Raw genomic sequence first — 17,846 nt, forward strand, 5'->3', positions numbered from 1 at the left:
TTGGCTGTCTTGGTCGAAGAAAACGGCACGGTTATTCGCAGCGATGCGCAACAATTAATTGTTGCGGTGGTGCAAAGCAGCGCCTGCGACAGCTGTCGCGCTCGCCAGGGTTGCGGCCAGGCGGTGTTGAGTAATTTCACCAGCGCCGATGCTCAGGCAGCCAAAAATCATTTCTCCTTGTCACCACAGCCCAACCTTCAGGTGGGCGATGTGGTGCGCCTGGGCATTCCTGAAGATTCGCTGACATTGGCCGCTATCTGGATGTATTTGTGGCCGCTGTTGGCCGCGTTATCGGCGTTGCTGGTGAGTTCGATCTGGGTGGCGTCAGAAGGCGTTCAATTGCTGGCGGCGGTGCTCGCCGGTGGTGCGGCGCTGTTGTTTACAAAGCGACGTTTTCAACACGCCGATACGCGCTGGGAACCGCGTGTACTGGCGCTTTCATCGAATGTAAAGACCCAGTCTTCATCGAACTCTGCGCCGGCTGTTAAGCCGTAAAAGAGACGTAAACCAGGGTGTGACCGCGTTTGCATTTTTGCGGCCTCGCCTAATATGCGAAACCTGGTTAGAGGACACAACAGGAGTAGGGTATTTATGTTCAAGCGGACTTCCATTTGGGCCGCAGTTTTGGTTGTGACTGCATTTGCCGCTCAGGCAATGGCTGAGAGCCTGCCCGATTTCACCGAACTGGTCGAACGCAATTCACCATCGGTTGTTAAGATCACCACCACCACGGCTGTGGCGCAAAACCGCTCGTCGGGTCAGCCGCAAGAAGTGCCGGAAATTTTCCGTTATTTCTTCGGCGATCAACTGCCGGACAATTTCAATTACCAACCCAATCCGCAACCGCGTCAGGGCGTCGGTTCCGGTTTTATTCTGTCGGAAGACGGTTACATTCTGACCAACAACCACGTCGTCGATCACACCGATGAAGTGGTGGTCACGCTGACCGATGGCACCGAATACGAAGCCGAACTGATCGGCACCGACCCGCAATCCGATGTGGCGTTGTTGAAAATCGATGGCGAAGATCTGCACGCTGTCGATATCGGCAGCAGCGAAGATTTGAAAGTCGGCGAATGGGTATTAGCCATCGGTTCACCGTTCAACTTCGACTACTCGGTGACTGCCGGCATCGTCAGCGCCAAAGGCCGCGCTTTGGGTGGCGCCGACCGTTACGTGCCGTTCATTCAGACCGACGTGGCGATCAACCCCGGTAACTCTGGCGGCCCGCTGTTCAATCTGGACGGTGAAGTGGTCGGTATTAATTCCCAGATCTACACCCGTTCCGGCGGCTTTATGGGTGTGTCGTTCGCCATTCCGATCGACATTGCCATGGACATTGCCGATCAGTTGAAAGCCACCGGCACTGTCGAACGCGGTTGGCTGGGCGTGGAAATGTACCCGCCGTTCAACGACAACCCGGAACTGGCGCAGTCGATGGGTCTGGATCGTGCCGAAGGCGCTTTGGTCGCCCGTGTTTTTGACGGCAGCCCGGCCGCCGATGGCGGCATTCAGACCGACGACATCATCCTTGAATTCAACGGTCATCCGGTGCGTCGCTATTCCGATCTGCCGCCGCTGGTTGGTCAGGTGCGTCCGGGCACAACCGTTGAAGTGGACGTACTGCGCGGCGGTAAACGCCAGACGCTGGATGTCACCATCGGTGTGTTGAACGAGCAGCAACTGGCGTCCGGCACGCCGCAACAACCGACCTCCGACAACCCGCTCAACATCATCGTCAGCGATGTTGATAACGGCGACGGCGTTCGGGTTGAACGCGTCCTGGCTGGTCCGGCGCTGGAAGCCGGTCTGCGTGACGGCGACATCATCACCATGCTCGGCGGCGAATTCATCAACGACAAAGAAGAATTCGACCGTCTGGTGACCGAATTGCCGGACAACGGCGCGGTGGCGGTGCGTGTCTTGCGCGGTACCAACATCGTCTATCTGGCTATCCCGACCGACTGAGTCGAGCCATTGCCCCGACCGCCCTGGCGGTCGGGGCTTCGTGGTCTTCCCAGACCAGTTGGTGTAAACTCGCGGCCCCATTTTTCAAGCTGAGTATTGGCTTCTGTGAGCAGCGATCTCTCTCATATTCGCAACTTCTCCATCATCGCCCACATCGACCACGGAAAATCGACCCTTGCCGACCGCTTCATTCAGGTTTGCGGTGGTCTGAGCGACCGTGAAATGGCCGAGCAGGTGCTCGATTCCATGGAGTTGGAGCGTGAACGTGGCATCACCATCAAAGCGCAGAGCGTGACGCTGGATTACACCGCACGCAGTGGCCGTACCTATCAGCTCAATTTCATCGACACCCCCGGACACGTCGACTTCGCTTACGAAGTGTCGCGCTCGCTGTTCGCCTGTGAAGGCGCGCTGCTGGTCGTGGATGCGGCGCAAGGCGTCGAAGCCCAGTCGGTTGCCAACTGCTACACCGCCATCGAACAGGGTTTGGAAGTGGTGCCGGTGCTGAACAAGATGGACCTGCCGCAAGCCGAACCGGAACGCGTGGCGCAGGAAATCGAAGAAATCATCGGCATCGACGCTCACGATGCCGTCCATGCTTCGGCCAAGGCCAACATCGGCATCGAAGACATTCTCGAGCAGTTGATCGAGCGCATTCCGGCCCCGGAAGGCAACCTCGACGGCAAGCTGCAAGCGCTGATCATCGACTCCTGGTTCGACAACTACCTGGGCGTTGTCTCACTGGTGCGGGTGCGCCACGGCACGCTCAAGCGTGGCGACAAAATCTGGATCAAGAGCACCGGCCGCACCCATGTAGTCGATAAACTGGGCATCTTCACGCCCAAGATGCGCGATCTGGATGTACTGCGCGCCGGCGAAGTCGGCTTTATCTGCGCCTCGATCAAAGACATCAAAGGCGCGCCGGTGGGCGACACCATCACCCACGCATCGACGCCAGACGTCGAACCGGTGCCGGGTTTCCAGAAGAGCAAGCCGCAGGTTTATTCCGGTCTGTTCCCGGTCTCGGCCGACGATTACGAAGATTTCCGTGTCGCGCTGGAAAAACTCAGCCTCAACGACGCCTCGCTGTTCTACGAGCCGGAAAGCTCCGACGCCCTGGGCTTTGGTTTCCGCTGTGGCTTCCTTGGCATGCTGCACATGGAAATCATCCAGGAACGGCTCGAGCGTGAATACGACCTGGACTTGATCACCACAGCGCCGACGGTGGTGTACGAAATTCTCAAGACCGACGGTGAAGTGGTTCAGGTGGCGAACCCGTCGCAATTGCCAGCCGTCAACAACATCGAAGAATTCCGCGAGCCAATCGTGCGCGCCAACATCCTGGTGCCGCAGGAACACGTCGGTAACGTCATCATGTTGTGCGAAGAACGCCGCGGCACCCAGAAAGACATGCAGTTCATGGGCAGCCAGGTGTCGGTGGTGTACGACCTGCCGATGGCGGAAATCGTCATGGACTTTTTCGACCGCCTGAAATCGGTCAGCCGTGGTTTCGCCTCGCTCGATTTCGCCTTTGATCGCTTTGAAGCCGCCAACCTGACGCGTCTGGACGTCTTGGTGAACGGCGACCGGGTCGATGCGCTGGCGGTGATCATGCACCGTGAACACATTCAACGTCGTGGCCGGGTGTTGTGTGAAAAAATGAAAGAACTGATTCCGCGCCAGATGTACGACGTCGCCATTCAGGCGGCGGTTGGTAATCAGGTCGTGGCGCGGACCACGGTAAAAGCATTGCGCAAGAACGTCACCGCCAAGTGTTATGGTGGCGACGTCAGCCGTAAGAAAAAACTGCTGCAACGTCAAAAGGAAGGCAAGAAACGGATGAAACAGGTGGGATCGGTAACGATCCCGCAGGACGCCTTTCTTGCGGTACTCAAAGTCGATAGCTAAGGAAGTCGAAGCGGATGAATGTCATCGTCATTTTTTGGACCTGTCTGGCATTGACCCTGGTCCTGGCAGTATTGACGCTGGTGCGCCATCGCGCGCGTCTGCGTGCGGGCGTCGAGCGAACCGATTGGACGCTGGACGAGCTCAAGGCGCTGTTTGAACCGGGCATCGATGAAAAGGCGCTCGGATATTTGCTGTTGTTCATGCTGGCCTGGCTGGTGGTGCAAACCATCCTGGCGAGTTTCGATTTTGCGTTGGTCATGGCTGCGGCCTGTCTGGCGACCGGCCTGGTGTGGGCGGCAGACGCTTTTTTGCTGCAACCGATGCGCCGTCAGGTACTGACCAACGCCACCACCAGCATCAAGGGTTTTGATGCCAAACACCCGCCGATCAACACCGAGCCGGGTGTGATCGATAACAGCCGGGCGTTTTTCCCGGTGCTATTGATCGTGTTTCTGCTGCGCAGCTTTATGTTCGAACCGTTCAAAATTCCGTCCGGTTCCATGAAACCAACGCTGGAAGTGGGCGATTTCATTCTGGTGAATCGCTTCACTTACGGTCTGCGCATGCCGATCACCAACGACGTGGTGATTCCGATCAACGAACCGCAACGCGGCGATGTCATTGTTTTCCGCCCGCCGCACTTGCCCAACACCAACTACATCAAGCGCGTCATCGGCGTGCCGGGCGATTTGATTCAGTACGATTACGGTCGCCGCATTCTGACGCTCAACGGCGAACCGGTGGAGCTGACCTTTGATCGCCGCGTCACCGACGACGAAGGCCGCTACATTCGCTACACCGAGCATCTGGACGGCATGGATCATTCGATCTATCTGAACCAGGCCGGCCCGAGCCGCCAGCCGTACGAATGGTTGCCGAGCGAAGGCGTGGTGGTGCCCGAAGGCCATTATTTTGTGATGGGCGATAACCGCGATTCGAGCCTGGATGCGCGTTACTGGGAAGGCCTGCGTCGCGGTATGCAGGGCGATTTCAGCAACAGCGGCAACAACGCCTGGGGTTTCGTTGATGAAAACGAAATTCTCGGCGAAGCGGTAGCCATCTGGATGCATTGGCGCTATCTGCTCGACGGCCCCAGCTTTGCCCGTTTCGGTGGCATCTATACTAAAGACTGACGCCAGTCGTCGGTGTCGCCGTGGGGTCGATTCGGCCCCACGGTTGTTTGCGATTTACTCAACGATTTTTTCAACTATGGACTCTGAACGGTGTCACTTGCACTCGACCGTCTGAGCCAGCGGCTCGGCTATCGTTTCAACGATGAGGCGCTGCTGACGCAGGCACTGACTCATCGCAGTTTCTCGCGCCAGAACAACGAGCGGCTGGAATTCCTGGGCGATGCCATTCTCAACTGCACCATTGCGCAGCAACTGTTCGAGCGTTTCCCGCGCGCCAAAGAAGGCCAGATGTCGCGGCTGCGAGCGCACCTGGTAAAAGGCGAAACGCTGGCTGAATTGGGCCGTGAATTTGAGCTGGGCGATTGTCTGCGATTGGGCAGCGGCGAATTGAAAAGCGGTGGCTACCGGCGCGATTCCATTCTCGCCGATGCGGTCGAAGCGGTGATTGGCGCCATCAGTCTGGACAGCTCGCTGGCCGACGCTCAGGCGATGATCATTCAGTGGTACCAGTCGCGTCTGGCCGATCTGAACCTGACCGACAACATCAAAGATTCCAAAACCCGATTGCAGGAATTTTTGCAGTCGCGCAAAGCGCCGTTGCCGGTCTATCGTGTCACCGAGGTCAGCGGCGAAGCACACGACCAAACCTTTACCGTCGACTGCGAAGTCGAAGGGCTGGCGCAACCGACGGTGGGCGAGGGCAACAGCCGTCGCATCGCCGAACAGGAAGCGGCTCGTGCCGCCTTGCAGGCCCTGGGAGAAACCACCAAGTGAACGACCACCCCATTCAAACACGCTGCGGTTATGTGGCCATCGTCGGGCGGCCGAACGTGGGCAAGTCGACGCTGATGAACCACATTCTCGGTCAGAAGGTGTCCATCACCTCACGCAAGCCGCAAACCACGCGTCATCAGGTGTTGGGCATTCACACCGAAGGTGACACTCAGTTGGTGTTCGTCGATACGCCTGGCATGCATCGCCAGGAAGAACGCGCCATCAACCGGCATATGAACCGCGCTGCCGATTCGGCATTGGCGGATGTCGACGCCGTGGTGTTGGTGGTCGATCGCACCGTCTGGACCGACGAAGATCAATGGGTGCTCGACAAGCTGCGCCGCGTCAAAGCGCCGGTGATTCTGGCGATCAACAAGGTCGATCAACTCGACGACAAAAACGCCTTGCTGCCGCACATCCAGACATTGAGTCAGTCGTTCGAATTTGATCAGGTGGTGCCGTTGTCGGCGTTGCGCGGTCAGAATCTGGCGGCGCTGACCGACACCCTGGCGGCACGCTTGCCGTACAGCGAATTTTTCTTCCCCGAAGATCAGATTACCGACCGCAGCGAACGCTTTATGGCGGCCGAATTGATTCGCGAAAAACTGATGCGTCAACTCGGTGCCGAATTACCGTATTCGATGGCGGTGGAAATCGAACAGTTCAAACACGATGGCTCGGTACTGCACATCCACGGTTTGATTCTGGTGGAACGACCGGGGCAGAAAAAAATCGTCATCGGCGACAAGGGCGCACGCATCAAAAAAGTCGGCCACGATGCCCGTCTCGATATGGAACAACTGTTCGACGCCAAGGTGATGCTCAACCTATGGGTCAAAGTCAAAGGCGGCTGGGCCGACGACGACCGCGCCCTGAAAAGCCTGGGCTACCTCGAAGATCGATGAAACCGCGTCGCGCGCCCGATCAGCCGGCCTTTGTGCTGCACGCTCGGCCGTACCGCGAACAGCACTGGCTGCTCGATCTGTTAACGCCCGACCAAGGCCGCGTTGCAGCGGTAGCGCGCGATCCGCGTCCGGAAACCTTCCGTCGCCTGCGCATTCGCTTGAGCGGCCAGAGCGATCTGAAACGCCTCGACGATTGGCAATACGTTGAACCGCTACGCCTGCATCAAGGCGCGGCGCTGTTGCAGGCGTTTTATCTGAACGAACTGTGCGTGCGGCTGGTGCCATCGTTTCAGGCTGGCGATACTTTTTTTGGCGTCTACGCCAGTTCGTTGCTGACGCTGGCCGATCCACAACGCCAAACCGCCGCGCTACGCTTTTTCGAGCGGCGACTGCTGGAATGGATCGGCGCTGGCATCGATTACCGGCGCACGCTCGACAGCGGCGACTGGATCGAACCGCAAGGTTTCTACCGCTTCGAACCCGCGCTGGGTTTTTGCGTACGCGGTACACCCGGCCCGATTCCCGGCGCTGCAATTCTGGCAATGGCCGAAGATGACTGGATGCAACCACTGGCGCAGACCTGGGGTGACGTCGTACACCGCGCCCGGCTCGATTTACAACTGGAAGGTCGCGAACTGGTCAGTCGGCAATGGCTGGCAACGCCCGCTCAACAAGCAGAGATTCCCTCACCATGATCCGAGGCATCGGTACCGACATCGTCGATATTCAACGCATTGAGGCCGTCTTGCAGCGCCAGGGCGAGCGCTTTGTCAAACGCATCCTGACCGAGGCTGAACAAGGCGAATATCAACGCCGTGGCGAGCCGGTGAAGTTTCTTGCCAATCGCTTTGCCGGCAAGGAAGCGGTCGCTAAAGCGCTCGGCACCGGCATTGCCGAGGGCGTCACTTTTCAACAGATCGAAATCCTGCCGGGCGACAAAGGCGCGCCTCAGGTGCAGTTGTTTGAACGGGCGGCGCAATTGGCTGACGGTGGGCAGATGCTGCTCAGTCTCAGCGATGAGCAGCGGTCAGTAGTGGCGTTTGCGTTATTGCAGGCGGTTTAACCGGTTCGGCGTTTGGCCGGTTGGCTGGGCGCCAACGCATCGAAGGCGCTGCTCCAGTCGCTCTGTGAGGCCCAGGCTTGCAGTTCGACAATGGCTTCGAGCAACAACGGCAGAACCGTGTCGAGGTTGTCGTAGTGGCCTTGCTTAAGCAGCACCTCGGTGTGATAAGCCGTCTGCTGTACCCGCGGCACACCGCAATAGTGCGTGGCGCCGTGCAGGCGATGCACTTCTTCCAATAACGCCTTGTAATCGCTTTGCTGGTGCAGTTGCTGCAAGCGTTGGCGATCCCCATCCAGACTGCCCAGTAACATCGCAAACATGTCTTTTGCCAGATCGAGCTTGCCGCTGGCGCGTTCCAACCCCAAACCCAAATCGACCACGGCAGCGCCTTTCAGCGCGACGGAATCAAACTCCTGAAGGTTGTCGTCTTCAGGCAGGCGCAGTGTGGTGCCGTCTTCGGTGGCGAGTTCGGTCAGGCCGGTCCATTTGAACAGGGTGCGTTGCAGTTGGTCTTCGTCGATGGGTTTGGTCAGATAGTCGTCCATGCCACTGTCGAGCATGGCCTGGCGCTCTTCGGCAAGGGCGTGAGCGGTCAGTGCGATGATCGGAATGTGGCGCATCGGCGCTTCCTGTTTGCGGATGCGCCGAGTGGCTTCCAGGCCATCGATGCCGGGCATTTGAATGTCCATAAACACCAGATCGAATTCACTTTGACTCAGCGCTTTAAGCGCCGCTTCGCCGCAGGCGACGCCGGTAACCTGAACGCCCAGACTGTTGAGCAGGGTAACGATCAGTTTCAGATTGGCGGCGTTGTCGTCCACGGCCAGCACGCGGGCGGTGCTGTGCGGTCTGAGGTTGTCACTGGTGGTGGCGGTGTTGGCTTCATCGGGCCGCAGTACCTGCAACATGGCCTGATACATCTGCACGTCGCGAATGGGTTTGGACAGATAATGCTTGGCACCCTGTTCGATCAGTTTGTGGCGGATGTCGCCGTCCTGATGGTTGCCCAACACCAGCGTCGGGCATTGCCAATCCTGTTCCAGTTGCAGAATTTGCCGGTAAAGTCGCTCGTCCGGGTTTTGGCTGCTGACGTCGATCAACGCCAGGTCTGGCTTGGATTCGCCGCGTTGCAGCGCATCCATCAAGTCGGTCAGCGATGCGAAATCGGTGCACGTCATGCGCCATTTTTCCGCTTCGTGGCGCAACGCCAGACGCGACATATCGCGTTCTTCGATGAGTGCCAGATGGTAACCGGTCAGCGCGTCCTGGCGCGGTGGTTGCTGGCTGTCGGGCGCGACCTGAGTTTTGATGCTGAACCAGAAGGTCGAGCCATCGCCTTTGACGCTTTCCAGGCCGATGTCGCCCCCCATCTGTTCGACCAGCCGCTTGGAAATAACCAGCCCCAAACCGGTACCGCCGAATTCGCGCGCGGTCGATGAATCGGCCTGAGCAAAGGCCTGGAACAGGGCTTTCTGTTCGGAGCGCGATAAACCAATGCCGGTGTCGGTCACGCTGATGCGCACCACCAGTTTGTCGCCTTGCGCCTGTTCCACCATGGTGCGCACCACGATGCTGCCGGTCGGCGTGAACTTGATGGCGTTGCTGACCAGATTGGTAAGAATCTGCTTGAGCCGCAGCGGATCAGTGATGACCTGTTCCGGCACATCGGAATAGAACAGCGACACCACTTCCAATTGCTTGGCCTGAGACGCCGGCGCCAGCATGACCAGCACGTCTTCGATGGTTTCGTGCAGGTTGGTGGAGCGGTTGTCCAGCATCAGCTTGCCCGCCTCGATCTTACAGAAGTCGAGCACGTCGTTGATGATGGTCAGCAGGCCTTGCGACGACGACAGAATGGTCGACACATAGTCGTCCTGTTTTTGCGTCAGGTTCGACTTCGCCAGCAGGCGGGCAAAACCAATAATGCCGTTCAGCGGGGTGCGGATTTCGTGGCTCATGTTCGCCAGGAACTCGGTCTTCACCTGGTTGGCCTGTTGGGCTTCGCGTCGCGCCATGTCCAGTTCGATGTTCTGGATTTCGATGGTTTCCAGCGTTTCGCGCAAATCCTGTGTCGCCTGTTCGACGCTCGACTGCATGTCTTCGTAGGCGTCTTTGAGCGTGCTCGCCATGGCGTTGATGCCGTCTTCCAGTTCGCGCAGTTCGCCGCTGGCGTTTTCCTCGATGCGCGCATCCAGATTGCCTTCGCGAATGGCGTCCACGGTGTCGATCATCTTGTGCACCGGCCGGCTGATTTCCCGGCTCAGCCAGAATGCCAACCCCGACACCGCCAGCAAACCGCCGATCAGAATCAGGCTGTTGATCAAAATGGCCCGGTAGTGCGCAACCTGGGTGTTGGCGTAGTCGAATTCCACTTCCAGCCAACCCAGTGGCGCCGAGGTGGCGACGCGCAATTGCAGATCGGTCGGTTGCTGAATCGGCACCAGATAGCGCTTGGTTTCGTGCGAATCGAAACTCGACAGCCGATTGGTTTCCAGAATGGGGTGCGGGTAGGCGGGGCCGATCATGGTTGGGCCGGAATGCAGCCATTCGCTGCCGTAACGATCGAACAGCCGGACCGAGCGGGCGTCGCGTTCATCCAGCGCACGGCGCAATAAGGCCTGAATTAACTCCGGCGTGTCGTTGGCGACTGGCATCACCAGGGCGTCGGCCAGCCGTTGCACCGCCGTTTGGGTGCGCTGCTCGAACGCCTGGCGCTGCTGAGTCAGATCGCCTTGGGTGAACCAGGAAATAAAACCGATGCCCAACACCAAGGCCGGTGCCAGGGCAATCACCAGAATGCGATTCTGCAAGCCGGACGCGCGCATAGGATGGACCCGGAAATAACGTAAAAGGACTGTAATGCCCGCCGTGCAGGGGGTCAATTGGCGCAGTAGGCCGGTATTTTGCGTCGGCACCCGAGCGGCCGGGTGCTTTAGGTTTGTGACCGATTAGGCAGTATTATGTGCGCACTCAAAACGTCAGGAGGCCAGTATGCCGTCTTACCCGACGATCGAAGATTTTGTCGGCAACACTCCCTTGGTTCGGTTGCAGCGCCTGGGCGCTGGCGGTTCCAACACCATTTTGCTCAAGCTGGAAGGCAACAACCCGGCTGGCTCAGTGAAAGACCGGCCGGCGTTAAGCATGATCCGCCGTGCCGAAGCGCGGGGTGACATCAAGCCAGGCGATACTCTGATCGAAGCCACCAGCGGCAACACCGGCATTGCGCTGGCGATGGCGGCGGCCATCAAAGGCTACCGGATGATTCTGATCATGCCGGAAAACCTCAGCGAAGAGCGCCGCGCGAGTATGCGGGCTTATGGCGCGCAGATTGTCAGCGTGACTCAGGCACAAGGCATGGAGTACGCACGTGATCTGGCACTGCAAATGCAAAGCGAAGGCAAAGGCCGGGTGCTGGATCAGTTCGCCAACGCCGATAACCCGCAGGCGCATTATGAAAGCACCGGCCCGGAAATCTGGCGCGATACCCAGGGTGAGGTGACCCATTTTGTGTCATCCATGGGTACCACCGGCACCATCATGGGCGTGTCGCGCTATCTGAAGGAACAGAATCCCAACATTGAAGTGGTGGGCTTGCAGCCCAGCGAAGGGTCGCAGATTCCGGGCATCCGCCGTTGGCCGGAAGCCTATCTGCCGAAGATTTTTGATGCCCGGCGCGTGGACCGCATTCTGGACATCGACCAGCACGACGCCGAAGTCACCATGCGTCGTCTGGCGGCCGAGGAAGGCATCTTCGCCGGGGTATCGTCCGGCGGTGCCGTGGCCGGTGCTGTGCGTCTGGCGGCCGAACTTGAAAACGCCGTCATCGTCGCTATTGTCTGCGACCGGGGAGATCGCTACCTCTCCACCGGCGTATTTTCGGGGTAAGTGTTGCGGCCCGGGCTGATGGCCCGTCCGCCCGTTCGAAGCGGAAGTCTTCGGACGTCGATAGAAGAGACCTAGATGGTAAAGGTACGGGAAGACCAGCCGGTATTCAGTGACGGCACTGTCGATCTGGAGTCCTGGCTGGCTCGCATAGAACACAAAGCACCGCTGATCGACAGCGATGAGCTGGTGCGTGCCTGCCGCATTGCGCGGCGGGCCGAAGAAGAAACCGACCAGCCGAAAAACCACTGGGGCGAGGGCGAGTCTGCCTATCGCACCGGTCTGGAAATGGCCGAAATTCTGGCCGATTTGAACCTCGATCAGGATGCGCTGATCGCCGCCATTCTTTACCGCACCGTGCGCGAAGAAGAACTGCCGCTCGATACCGTACGCGACCAGTTCGGCCCACAAGTCGCCAGCCTGATCGAAGGCGTGCTGCGCATGGCCGCCATTCACACCCAACACAAATCCACTCGCGCGGCGATTCTGGGTCAGAACGAAACCCAGGGCGAAGCGGTGCGCAAAATGCTGGTGGCGATGATCGACGACGTGCGCGTCGCCTTGATCAAATTGGCAGAACGCACCTGCGCCATTCGTGCCGTCAAGCACGCACCGGCGGCTCGCAAACACAAGGTCGCACGCGAAGTTTCCGACATCTACGCACCGCTGGCGCATCGGCTTGGCGTCGGTCAACTGAAGTGGGAATTGGAAGATCTGTCGTTCCGCTATCTGGAGCCGCAGGACTACAAAAAAATCGCCAAGCTGCTCGACGAAAAACGCCTCGACCGCCAGCGTTATATCGAAAATGTGCAATCGATTTTGCAGGCCGAAGTCGAAAAGGCCGGCATTCAATCGGAAATTCAGGGCCGCGCCAAACACATCTATTCGATCTGGCGGAAGATGAAGCGCAAGTCGATCAGCTTCAGTCAGGTGTACGACATCCGCGCCTTCCGCGTGCTGGTGCCGGACGTGCGCGATTGCTACACCGTGCTCGGCATCGTGCATTCGCTGTGGCGCCATATTCCGCGTGAGTTTGACGATTACATCGCCTCGCCCAAATCGAACGGCTACCGCTCGTTGCACACCGCAGTAATCGGTCCGGAAGGCAAGGTTGTGGAAGTGCAGATTCGCACCCACGCCATGCACGAAGACGCCGAATTGGGCGTCTGCGCGCACTGGGTCTACAAAGGCACCGACGCCAAGGGCAACTCGCATTCGCGCGGCTACGAAGAAAAGGTCAACTGGCTGCGTCAGGTGCTGGAATGGCATGACGAGTTGGGCGGCATCGAGGAAATGGTCGAAGAACTCGGCGGCGACGTCGAGACCGACCGCATCTATGTGCTGACACCCGAAGGCCACGTCGTCGATCTCGGTCGCGGCGCGACGCCGATCGATTTCGCCTACAAGATTCACACCGACATCGGCCACCGGTGTCGCGGTGCCAAGGTGAACGGCCGCATCGTGCCGTTGAACCATCAACTGAAAATTGGCGATCAGGTGTCGGTACTGACCGGCCGCGACGCCAGCCCGAGTCGCGACTGGCTGAACCCCGATCTCGGCTATGTGCATTCCAACCGGGCGCGCGCCAAGATTCGTCACTGGTTCAAGTCGCTCGATCGCGATCAGAATCTGGCCGAAGGCCGCGCCATGCTGATGCGCGAATTGCAGCGCTTCAACTTGCCCAAGCTGGACATGGATGATCTGGCGCAACGCGTCAATTACAGCAACGCCGACGATCTGTACGCCGCCATCGGCGCCGGCGATCTGCGCTTGATGCAGGTGGTGCACGCGGCGGAAAGTCTGGTCAATCCGCAACAGCCGGACGAGATTCAACTCGGCGAAGTCACCGAACACAAATCCAGCGGCGATCTGGTGATTCACGGCGTCGGCAACATGCTCACCGCCATTGCCAATTGCTGCAAGCCGGTGCCGGGCGACCCGGTTGTGGGCTACATCACCATTGGCCGCGGTGTGTCGATTCACCGCCAGGATTGCGTGAATTTGTTGCAGCTGAAGAGCCGCGAACCGGAACGCATTATTGAAGTCAGTTGGGGCGGTCGTTCGCGCCGCACTTATCCGGTGGACATCACCATTCTGGCGTACGATCGCACCGGCTTGCTGCGCGACATCATGATGATCATGGCCAACGCTAACCTGAACGTAACTTCGGTGAACACGCTGTCGAACAAGGATGAAAGCCAAGCCGATATGAAGCTGACGGTCGAGATCGAAGACATCGACGCACTCGGCAAAGTGATGGCGCAACTGTCGAAAATTCCCAACGTGGCCGACGTGCGCCGCGTCTTCCATCGCCCGCAATAATTGCCCGACAAAAAGGTCTGCCATGAGCCAGCGTCGCTACGGTTACGACGATTTAAAAACGCTGATGCAACGGCTGCGCGATCCGGTTAGCGGCTGCCCCTGGGATGTGCAACAGGATTACCGTTCCATCGTGCCGCACACTCTGGAAGAGGTGTACGAAGTCATCGACACCATTGAACGCGGCGACTTCGAACACCTGCGCGAAGAACTTGGCGATCTGGTATTTCAGGTGGTGTTTTACGCTCAGATTGCGCGTGAAGAAGAACGCTTCGATCTCGACGATGTGATTCACGATCTGGTTGCAAAATTGCTGTATCGCCACCCGCATGTATTTCCCGACGGCACTTTGGAAAGTCGCATCGATCCGGCGCAGCGGCCGGAAACCGATGCCGTCAATCAGCAATGGGACCAACTGAAACAGCGCGAAAAATCCGCCAAAGAAAAACCCAGCGGCGTGCTCGACGACATTCCCAATGCACTGCCTGGATTATTACGCGCGCGCAAATTGCAAAACCGCGCCGCCAAGGTCGGCTTCGACTGGCCATCGACGGCCGAGGTATACGCCAAAATTGAGGAAGAGTTGGCTGAATTACGTGAGGCCGAAGCCAGCGGCGACAACGACGCCATCGAAGACGAACTCGGCGATGTGTTGTTTGTAATGGCGAATTTGGCGCGGCATTTAAAGGTTGATCCGGAGCAGGCGTTGCGTCGAACCATGGCGAAATTTGAATCGCGTTTTGGGCATGTGCAACGTCAGGTTGAAGTCAGCGGTCGCGATTGGTCCGACTTCAGTCTGGCGCAACTGGACGCGTTCTGGGACGAGGCCAAAGCACGGACTCGCGCCACGACTGACGACTGAATTTCCAATCGAATTAAAAAAGCCCGACTCAATGAGCCGGGCTTTTTTTTGGCAAACCGAACAGTGGCGATCAGGCCGATTCGGCGCGTCGCTGCAACAGCGGTTTCAGGTAGTGGCCGGTGATTGACGCCGGGTTGTTGGCGACGTCGGTCGGCGTGCCTTCGGCAATAATCTGGCCGCCTTTGCTGCCGCCTTCCGGGCCCAGATCGACAACCCAGTCGGCGGTTTTCACGACGTCCAGATTATGCTCGATTACCACCACCGAATTACCGTCGTCGCGCAGGCGATGCAATACCGCAAGCAGCTGTTTGATGTCCTGGAAATGCAGGCCGGTGGTCGGTTCATCCAGAATGTACAGCGTGCTGCCGGTGTCACGTTTAGACAGTTCACGTGCCAGCTTGACGCGCTGCGCTTCACCGCCAGACAGCGTCGTCGCGCTCTGGCCCAGTTTGACGTAGGTCAGACCGACGTCGATCAGGGTTTGCAGTTTGCGCGCCAGCGCCGGAATGGCATCGAAGAATTCGCGACCTTCTTCGATGGTCATGTCGAGTACTTCGTGAATGTTTTTGCCCTTGTAGCGAATCTCCAGCGTTTCGCGGTTGTAACGTCGGCCTTCGCACACATCGCACGACACATAAACGTCGGCCAGGAAGTGCATTTCTACTTTGATCACGCCATCGCCCTGACAGGCTTCGCAGCGACCGCCTTTGACGTTGAAACTGAATCGGCCCGGCTGATAACCGCGTGAGCGCGCTTCCTGGGTGCCGGCAAACAACTCACGAATGGCAGTGAAGGTGCCGGTGTAAGTGGCCGGGTTCGAACGCGGTGTGCGACCAATCGGGCTTTGGTCGATGTCGACGACCTTGTCGAAATGCTCCAGCCCTTTGATGTCTTTGAACGGCGCCGGCGACAGGGTGGTGTTTTTGTTCAGTTTGGCCGCCGCCAGCGGGTAGAGCGTGCGGTTGATCAAGGTCGATTTGCCCGAACCGGATACGCCGGTGATGCAGGTCAGCAAACCGACCGGCAGATTCAGCGTCACATTTTGTAGATTGTTACCGCGTGCGCCGGTGATGGTGAGTTGGCGTTTCGGGTCGGCTGCGGTCAATTGTTCCGGCACATGAATCGCTTCCTGGCCGTTGAGGTATTTACCGGTCAGCGAATTCGGGTTGCGCATGATTTCCGCTGGCGTGCCGGCGGCGACAATCTGGCCGCCGTGAATGCCGGCGCCGGGGCCGATGTCGAGCACGTAGTCGGCGGCGCGGATGGCGTCTTCGTCGTGTTCAACCACCAAAACGGTGTTGCCCAGGTCGCGCAGGTTGGTGAGCGTTTGCAACAGCCGGTCGTTGTCACGCTGGTGCAGACCGATGGACGGTTCGTCGAGAATGTACATGACGCCCACCAGGCCGGCACCAATCTGGCTGGCCAGACGAATGCGCTGGGTTTCGCCGCCGGACAGCGTATCGGCGCTGCGGTCGAGCGTTAAATAATCGAGACCGACGTTGACCAGGAACGACAGTCGCTGACCAATTTCGCGCAGAATTTTATCGGCAATTTGCGCTTTCGATCCGCTCAGGCTGAGCGCTTCGAAATAGCGCATCGCATCGCCAATCGCCATGTGCGTCACTTCCGGCAAATTGATGCCGTTGACGAACACATGGCGCGCGCTTTCTTTCAGTCGTGAGCCGTGGCAACCGGGGCAGTCCTGTTCGGTGAGGAATTTGGCGAGTTCTTCGCGCACCATCTGGCTGTCGGTTTCGCGGTAGCGCCGCTCCATATTCGGCATGACGCCTTCGAACGAATGGCTGCGGCTGTACACAGCGCCGCGGCTGTTCACGTAAGAGAATTCGATCTCGGTGTTGCCGCTGCCTTCGAGCACAATTTTCTGGAATTTTTTCGGCAGCTTGCTGAACGGCACGTCGATGTCGACGCCGTAATGTTCGCCCAACGATTGGATCTGGCTGAAGTAATAAACAGCGCGACGGTCCCAGCCAGCGATGGCGCCTTCGGCCAGGCTGCGGCTCGGGTCGCGTACCACTTTGCCGCCGTCGAAATACTGTTTTACGCCCAGGCCGTCGCACTGTTCGCAGGCGCCGGCCGGGTTGTTGAATGAGAACATGCGCGGTTCGAGTTCGGCGATGGAGTAACCGCACACCGGGCAGGCGAAGCGGTCGGAGAACAGCAGGTCGTCGCCGTCTTCGTCCATCCACACCACTTTGGCGGTGCCGCCGGATAACGTCAGGCAGGTTTCGAACGATTCGGCCAGACGCAGTTTCAGATCGTCACGGACTTTGAAGCGATCGACTACCGCTTCGATGCTGTGTTTGCGTTTTTTGTCGAGCGTTGGTACTTCGTCCAAATCCATCACCGTGCCGTCAACGCGTACCCGCACAAAACCCTGGCTGCGCAGTTCGTTGAATACGTGCAGGTGCTCGCCTTTGCGGTCGTCGATCAACGGCGCCAGCATCATCAGTTTTGAACCTTCCGGTTGCGCCAGAACCTGATCGACCATCTGGCTGATGGTTTGCGCCGCCAGCGGTTCATCGTGATGTGGGCAGCGTGGTTCGCCGACGCGGGCGTAGAGCAAACGTAAATAATCGTAGATTTCGGTGGTGGTGCCGACGGTGGAGCGCGGGTTGTGGCTGGTGGTTTTCTGTTCGATGGAAATCGCTGGTGACAGGCCTTCGATGTGATCGACATCGGGCTTTTCCATCATCGACAGGAACTGGCGCGCGTAAGTCGACAGCGACTCCACGTAGCGGCGCTGGCCTTCGGCGTAGAGCGTATCGAACGCCAAAGAGGATTTGCCCGAACCGGACAAGCCGGTGAGCACGACCAGCTGGTCGCGCGGGATTTCCACGTCGATGTTTTTCAGGTTGTGGGTACGAGCCCCCTGGACGGTGATCTTGTCCATGCGTTCCTCTCGGCGTAATGGCGTTTTGGCGTCGTGACGGCGGCCCGACACAAAGGCGCCAGTTTACTGTATATATGTACAGAACCCAAGCGGGACCACCGCCCGGTTCTTTTCTGTTAAG

The 17,846-nt window shown here is 58.6% G+C and carries 13 protein-coding genes; 11 read left to right on the forward strand and 2 right to left on the reverse strand.

Going from position 1 to position 17,846, the window contains the following annotated elements:
* The first annotated feature begins 9 nt into the window (after nt 1–9).
* From DW349_RS05000 to acpS, 8 genes are all read left to right on the forward strand, one after another.
* On the forward strand, nt 10–495 hold the full coding sequence (locus DW349_RS05000; protein WP_157954366.1) for a SoxR reducing system RseC family protein: 486 nt from the start codon (nt 10–12) through the stop codon (nt 493–495).
* 135 nt (nt 496–630) lie between these two features.
* Nucleotides 631–1,968 (forward strand): DegQ family serine endoprotease, encoded by a 1,338-nt coding sequence (locus DW349_RS05005; protein WP_232819335.1) that lies wholly within the window; start codon nt 631–633, stop codon nt 1,966–1,968.
* Nucleotides 1,969–2,073: 105 nt separating this feature from the next.
* Complete coding sequence (gene lepA / locus DW349_RS05010) at nt 2,074–3,876, forward strand: translation elongation factor 4 (RefSeq protein WP_108125959.1); 1,803 nt, start codon at nt 2,074–2,076, stop codon at nt 3,874–3,876.
* 14 nt (nt 3,877–3,890) lie between these two features.
* Nucleotides 3,891–5,009, forward strand: a complete 1,119-nt coding sequence (gene lepB, locus DW349_RS05015) for a signal peptidase I (RefSeq protein ID WP_306418329.1) — start codon at nt 3,891–3,893, stop codon at nt 5,007–5,009.
* Between the two features lie 90 nt (nt 5,010–5,099).
* Entirely contained in the window at nt 5,100–5,783 is a 684-nt protein-coding gene (gene rnc / locus DW349_RS05020; RefSeq protein WP_108125958.1) for a ribonuclease III, read from the forward strand.
* Complete coding sequence (gene era, locus DW349_RS05025; protein ID WP_108125957.1) at nt 5,780–6,688, forward strand: GTPase Era; 909 nt, start codon at nt 5,780–5,782, stop codon at nt 6,686–6,688. Before rnc ends, era begins: the two co-directional genes overlap by 4 nt.
* Complete coding sequence (gene recO, locus DW349_RS05030) at nt 6,685–7,383, forward strand: DNA repair protein RecO (RefSeq protein WP_162824615.1); 699 nt, start codon at nt 6,685–6,687, stop codon at nt 7,381–7,383. The genes era and recO overlap by 4 nt, the downstream gene beginning before the upstream one ends.
* Complete coding sequence (acpS, locus tag DW349_RS05035; RefSeq protein WP_108125955.1) at nt 7,380–7,751, forward strand: holo-ACP synthase; 372 nt, start codon at nt 7,380–7,382, stop codon at nt 7,749–7,751. Before recO ends, acpS begins: the two co-directional genes overlap by 4 nt.
* Here acpS and DW349_RS05040 read toward each other — a convergent pair.
* Entirely contained in the window at nt 7,748–10,576 is a 2,829-nt protein-coding gene (locus tag DW349_RS05040; protein ID WP_108125954.1) for a response regulator, read from the reverse strand. The genes acpS and DW349_RS05040 overlap by 4 nt on opposite strands.
* Before the next feature lie 166 nt (nt 10,577–10,742).
* Between DW349_RS05040 and cysM the strand changes: the two genes are divergently transcribed.
* From cysM to mazG, 3 genes are all read left to right on the forward strand, one after another.
* Nucleotides 10,743–11,636: a cysteine synthase CysM gene (gene cysM, locus DW349_RS05045; protein ID WP_108125953.1), complete on the forward strand. Its 894-nt coding sequence runs from the start codon at nt 10,743–10,745 to the stop codon at nt 11,634–11,636.
* 75 nt (nt 11,637–11,711) lie between these two features.
* Entirely contained in the window at nt 11,712–13,955 is a 2,244-nt protein-coding gene (gene relA / locus DW349_RS05050; protein WP_108125952.1) for a GTP diphosphokinase, read from the forward strand.
* 22 nt (nt 13,956–13,977) lie between these two features.
* The gene (gene mazG / locus DW349_RS05055) at nt 13,978–14,814 is read left to right on the forward strand and encodes a nucleoside triphosphate pyrophosphohydrolase (RefSeq protein WP_108125951.1); all 837 of its coding nucleotides are present in this window, start codon (nt 13,978–13,980) and stop codon (nt 14,812–14,814) included.
* A 70-nt stretch (nt 14,815–14,884) separates the two neighbouring features.
* Here the strand turns inward: mazG and uvrA are convergent, their stop codons facing one another.
* Nucleotides 14,885–17,725 carry an excinuclease ABC subunit UvrA gene (gene uvrA / locus DW349_RS05060; RefSeq protein ID WP_108125950.1) on the reverse strand — a complete coding sequence of 947 codons (2,841 nt, stop codon included), beginning with the start codon at nt 17,723–17,725 and terminating at the stop codon, nt 14,885–14,887.
* Between the last annotated feature and the right edge of the window lie 121 nt (nt 17,726–17,846).

This window comes from Saccharospirillum mangrovi, from assembly GCF_003367315.1.
GTDB lineage: Bacteria > Pseudomonadota > Gammaproteobacteria > Pseudomonadales > Natronospirillaceae > Saccharospirillum > Saccharospirillum mangrovi.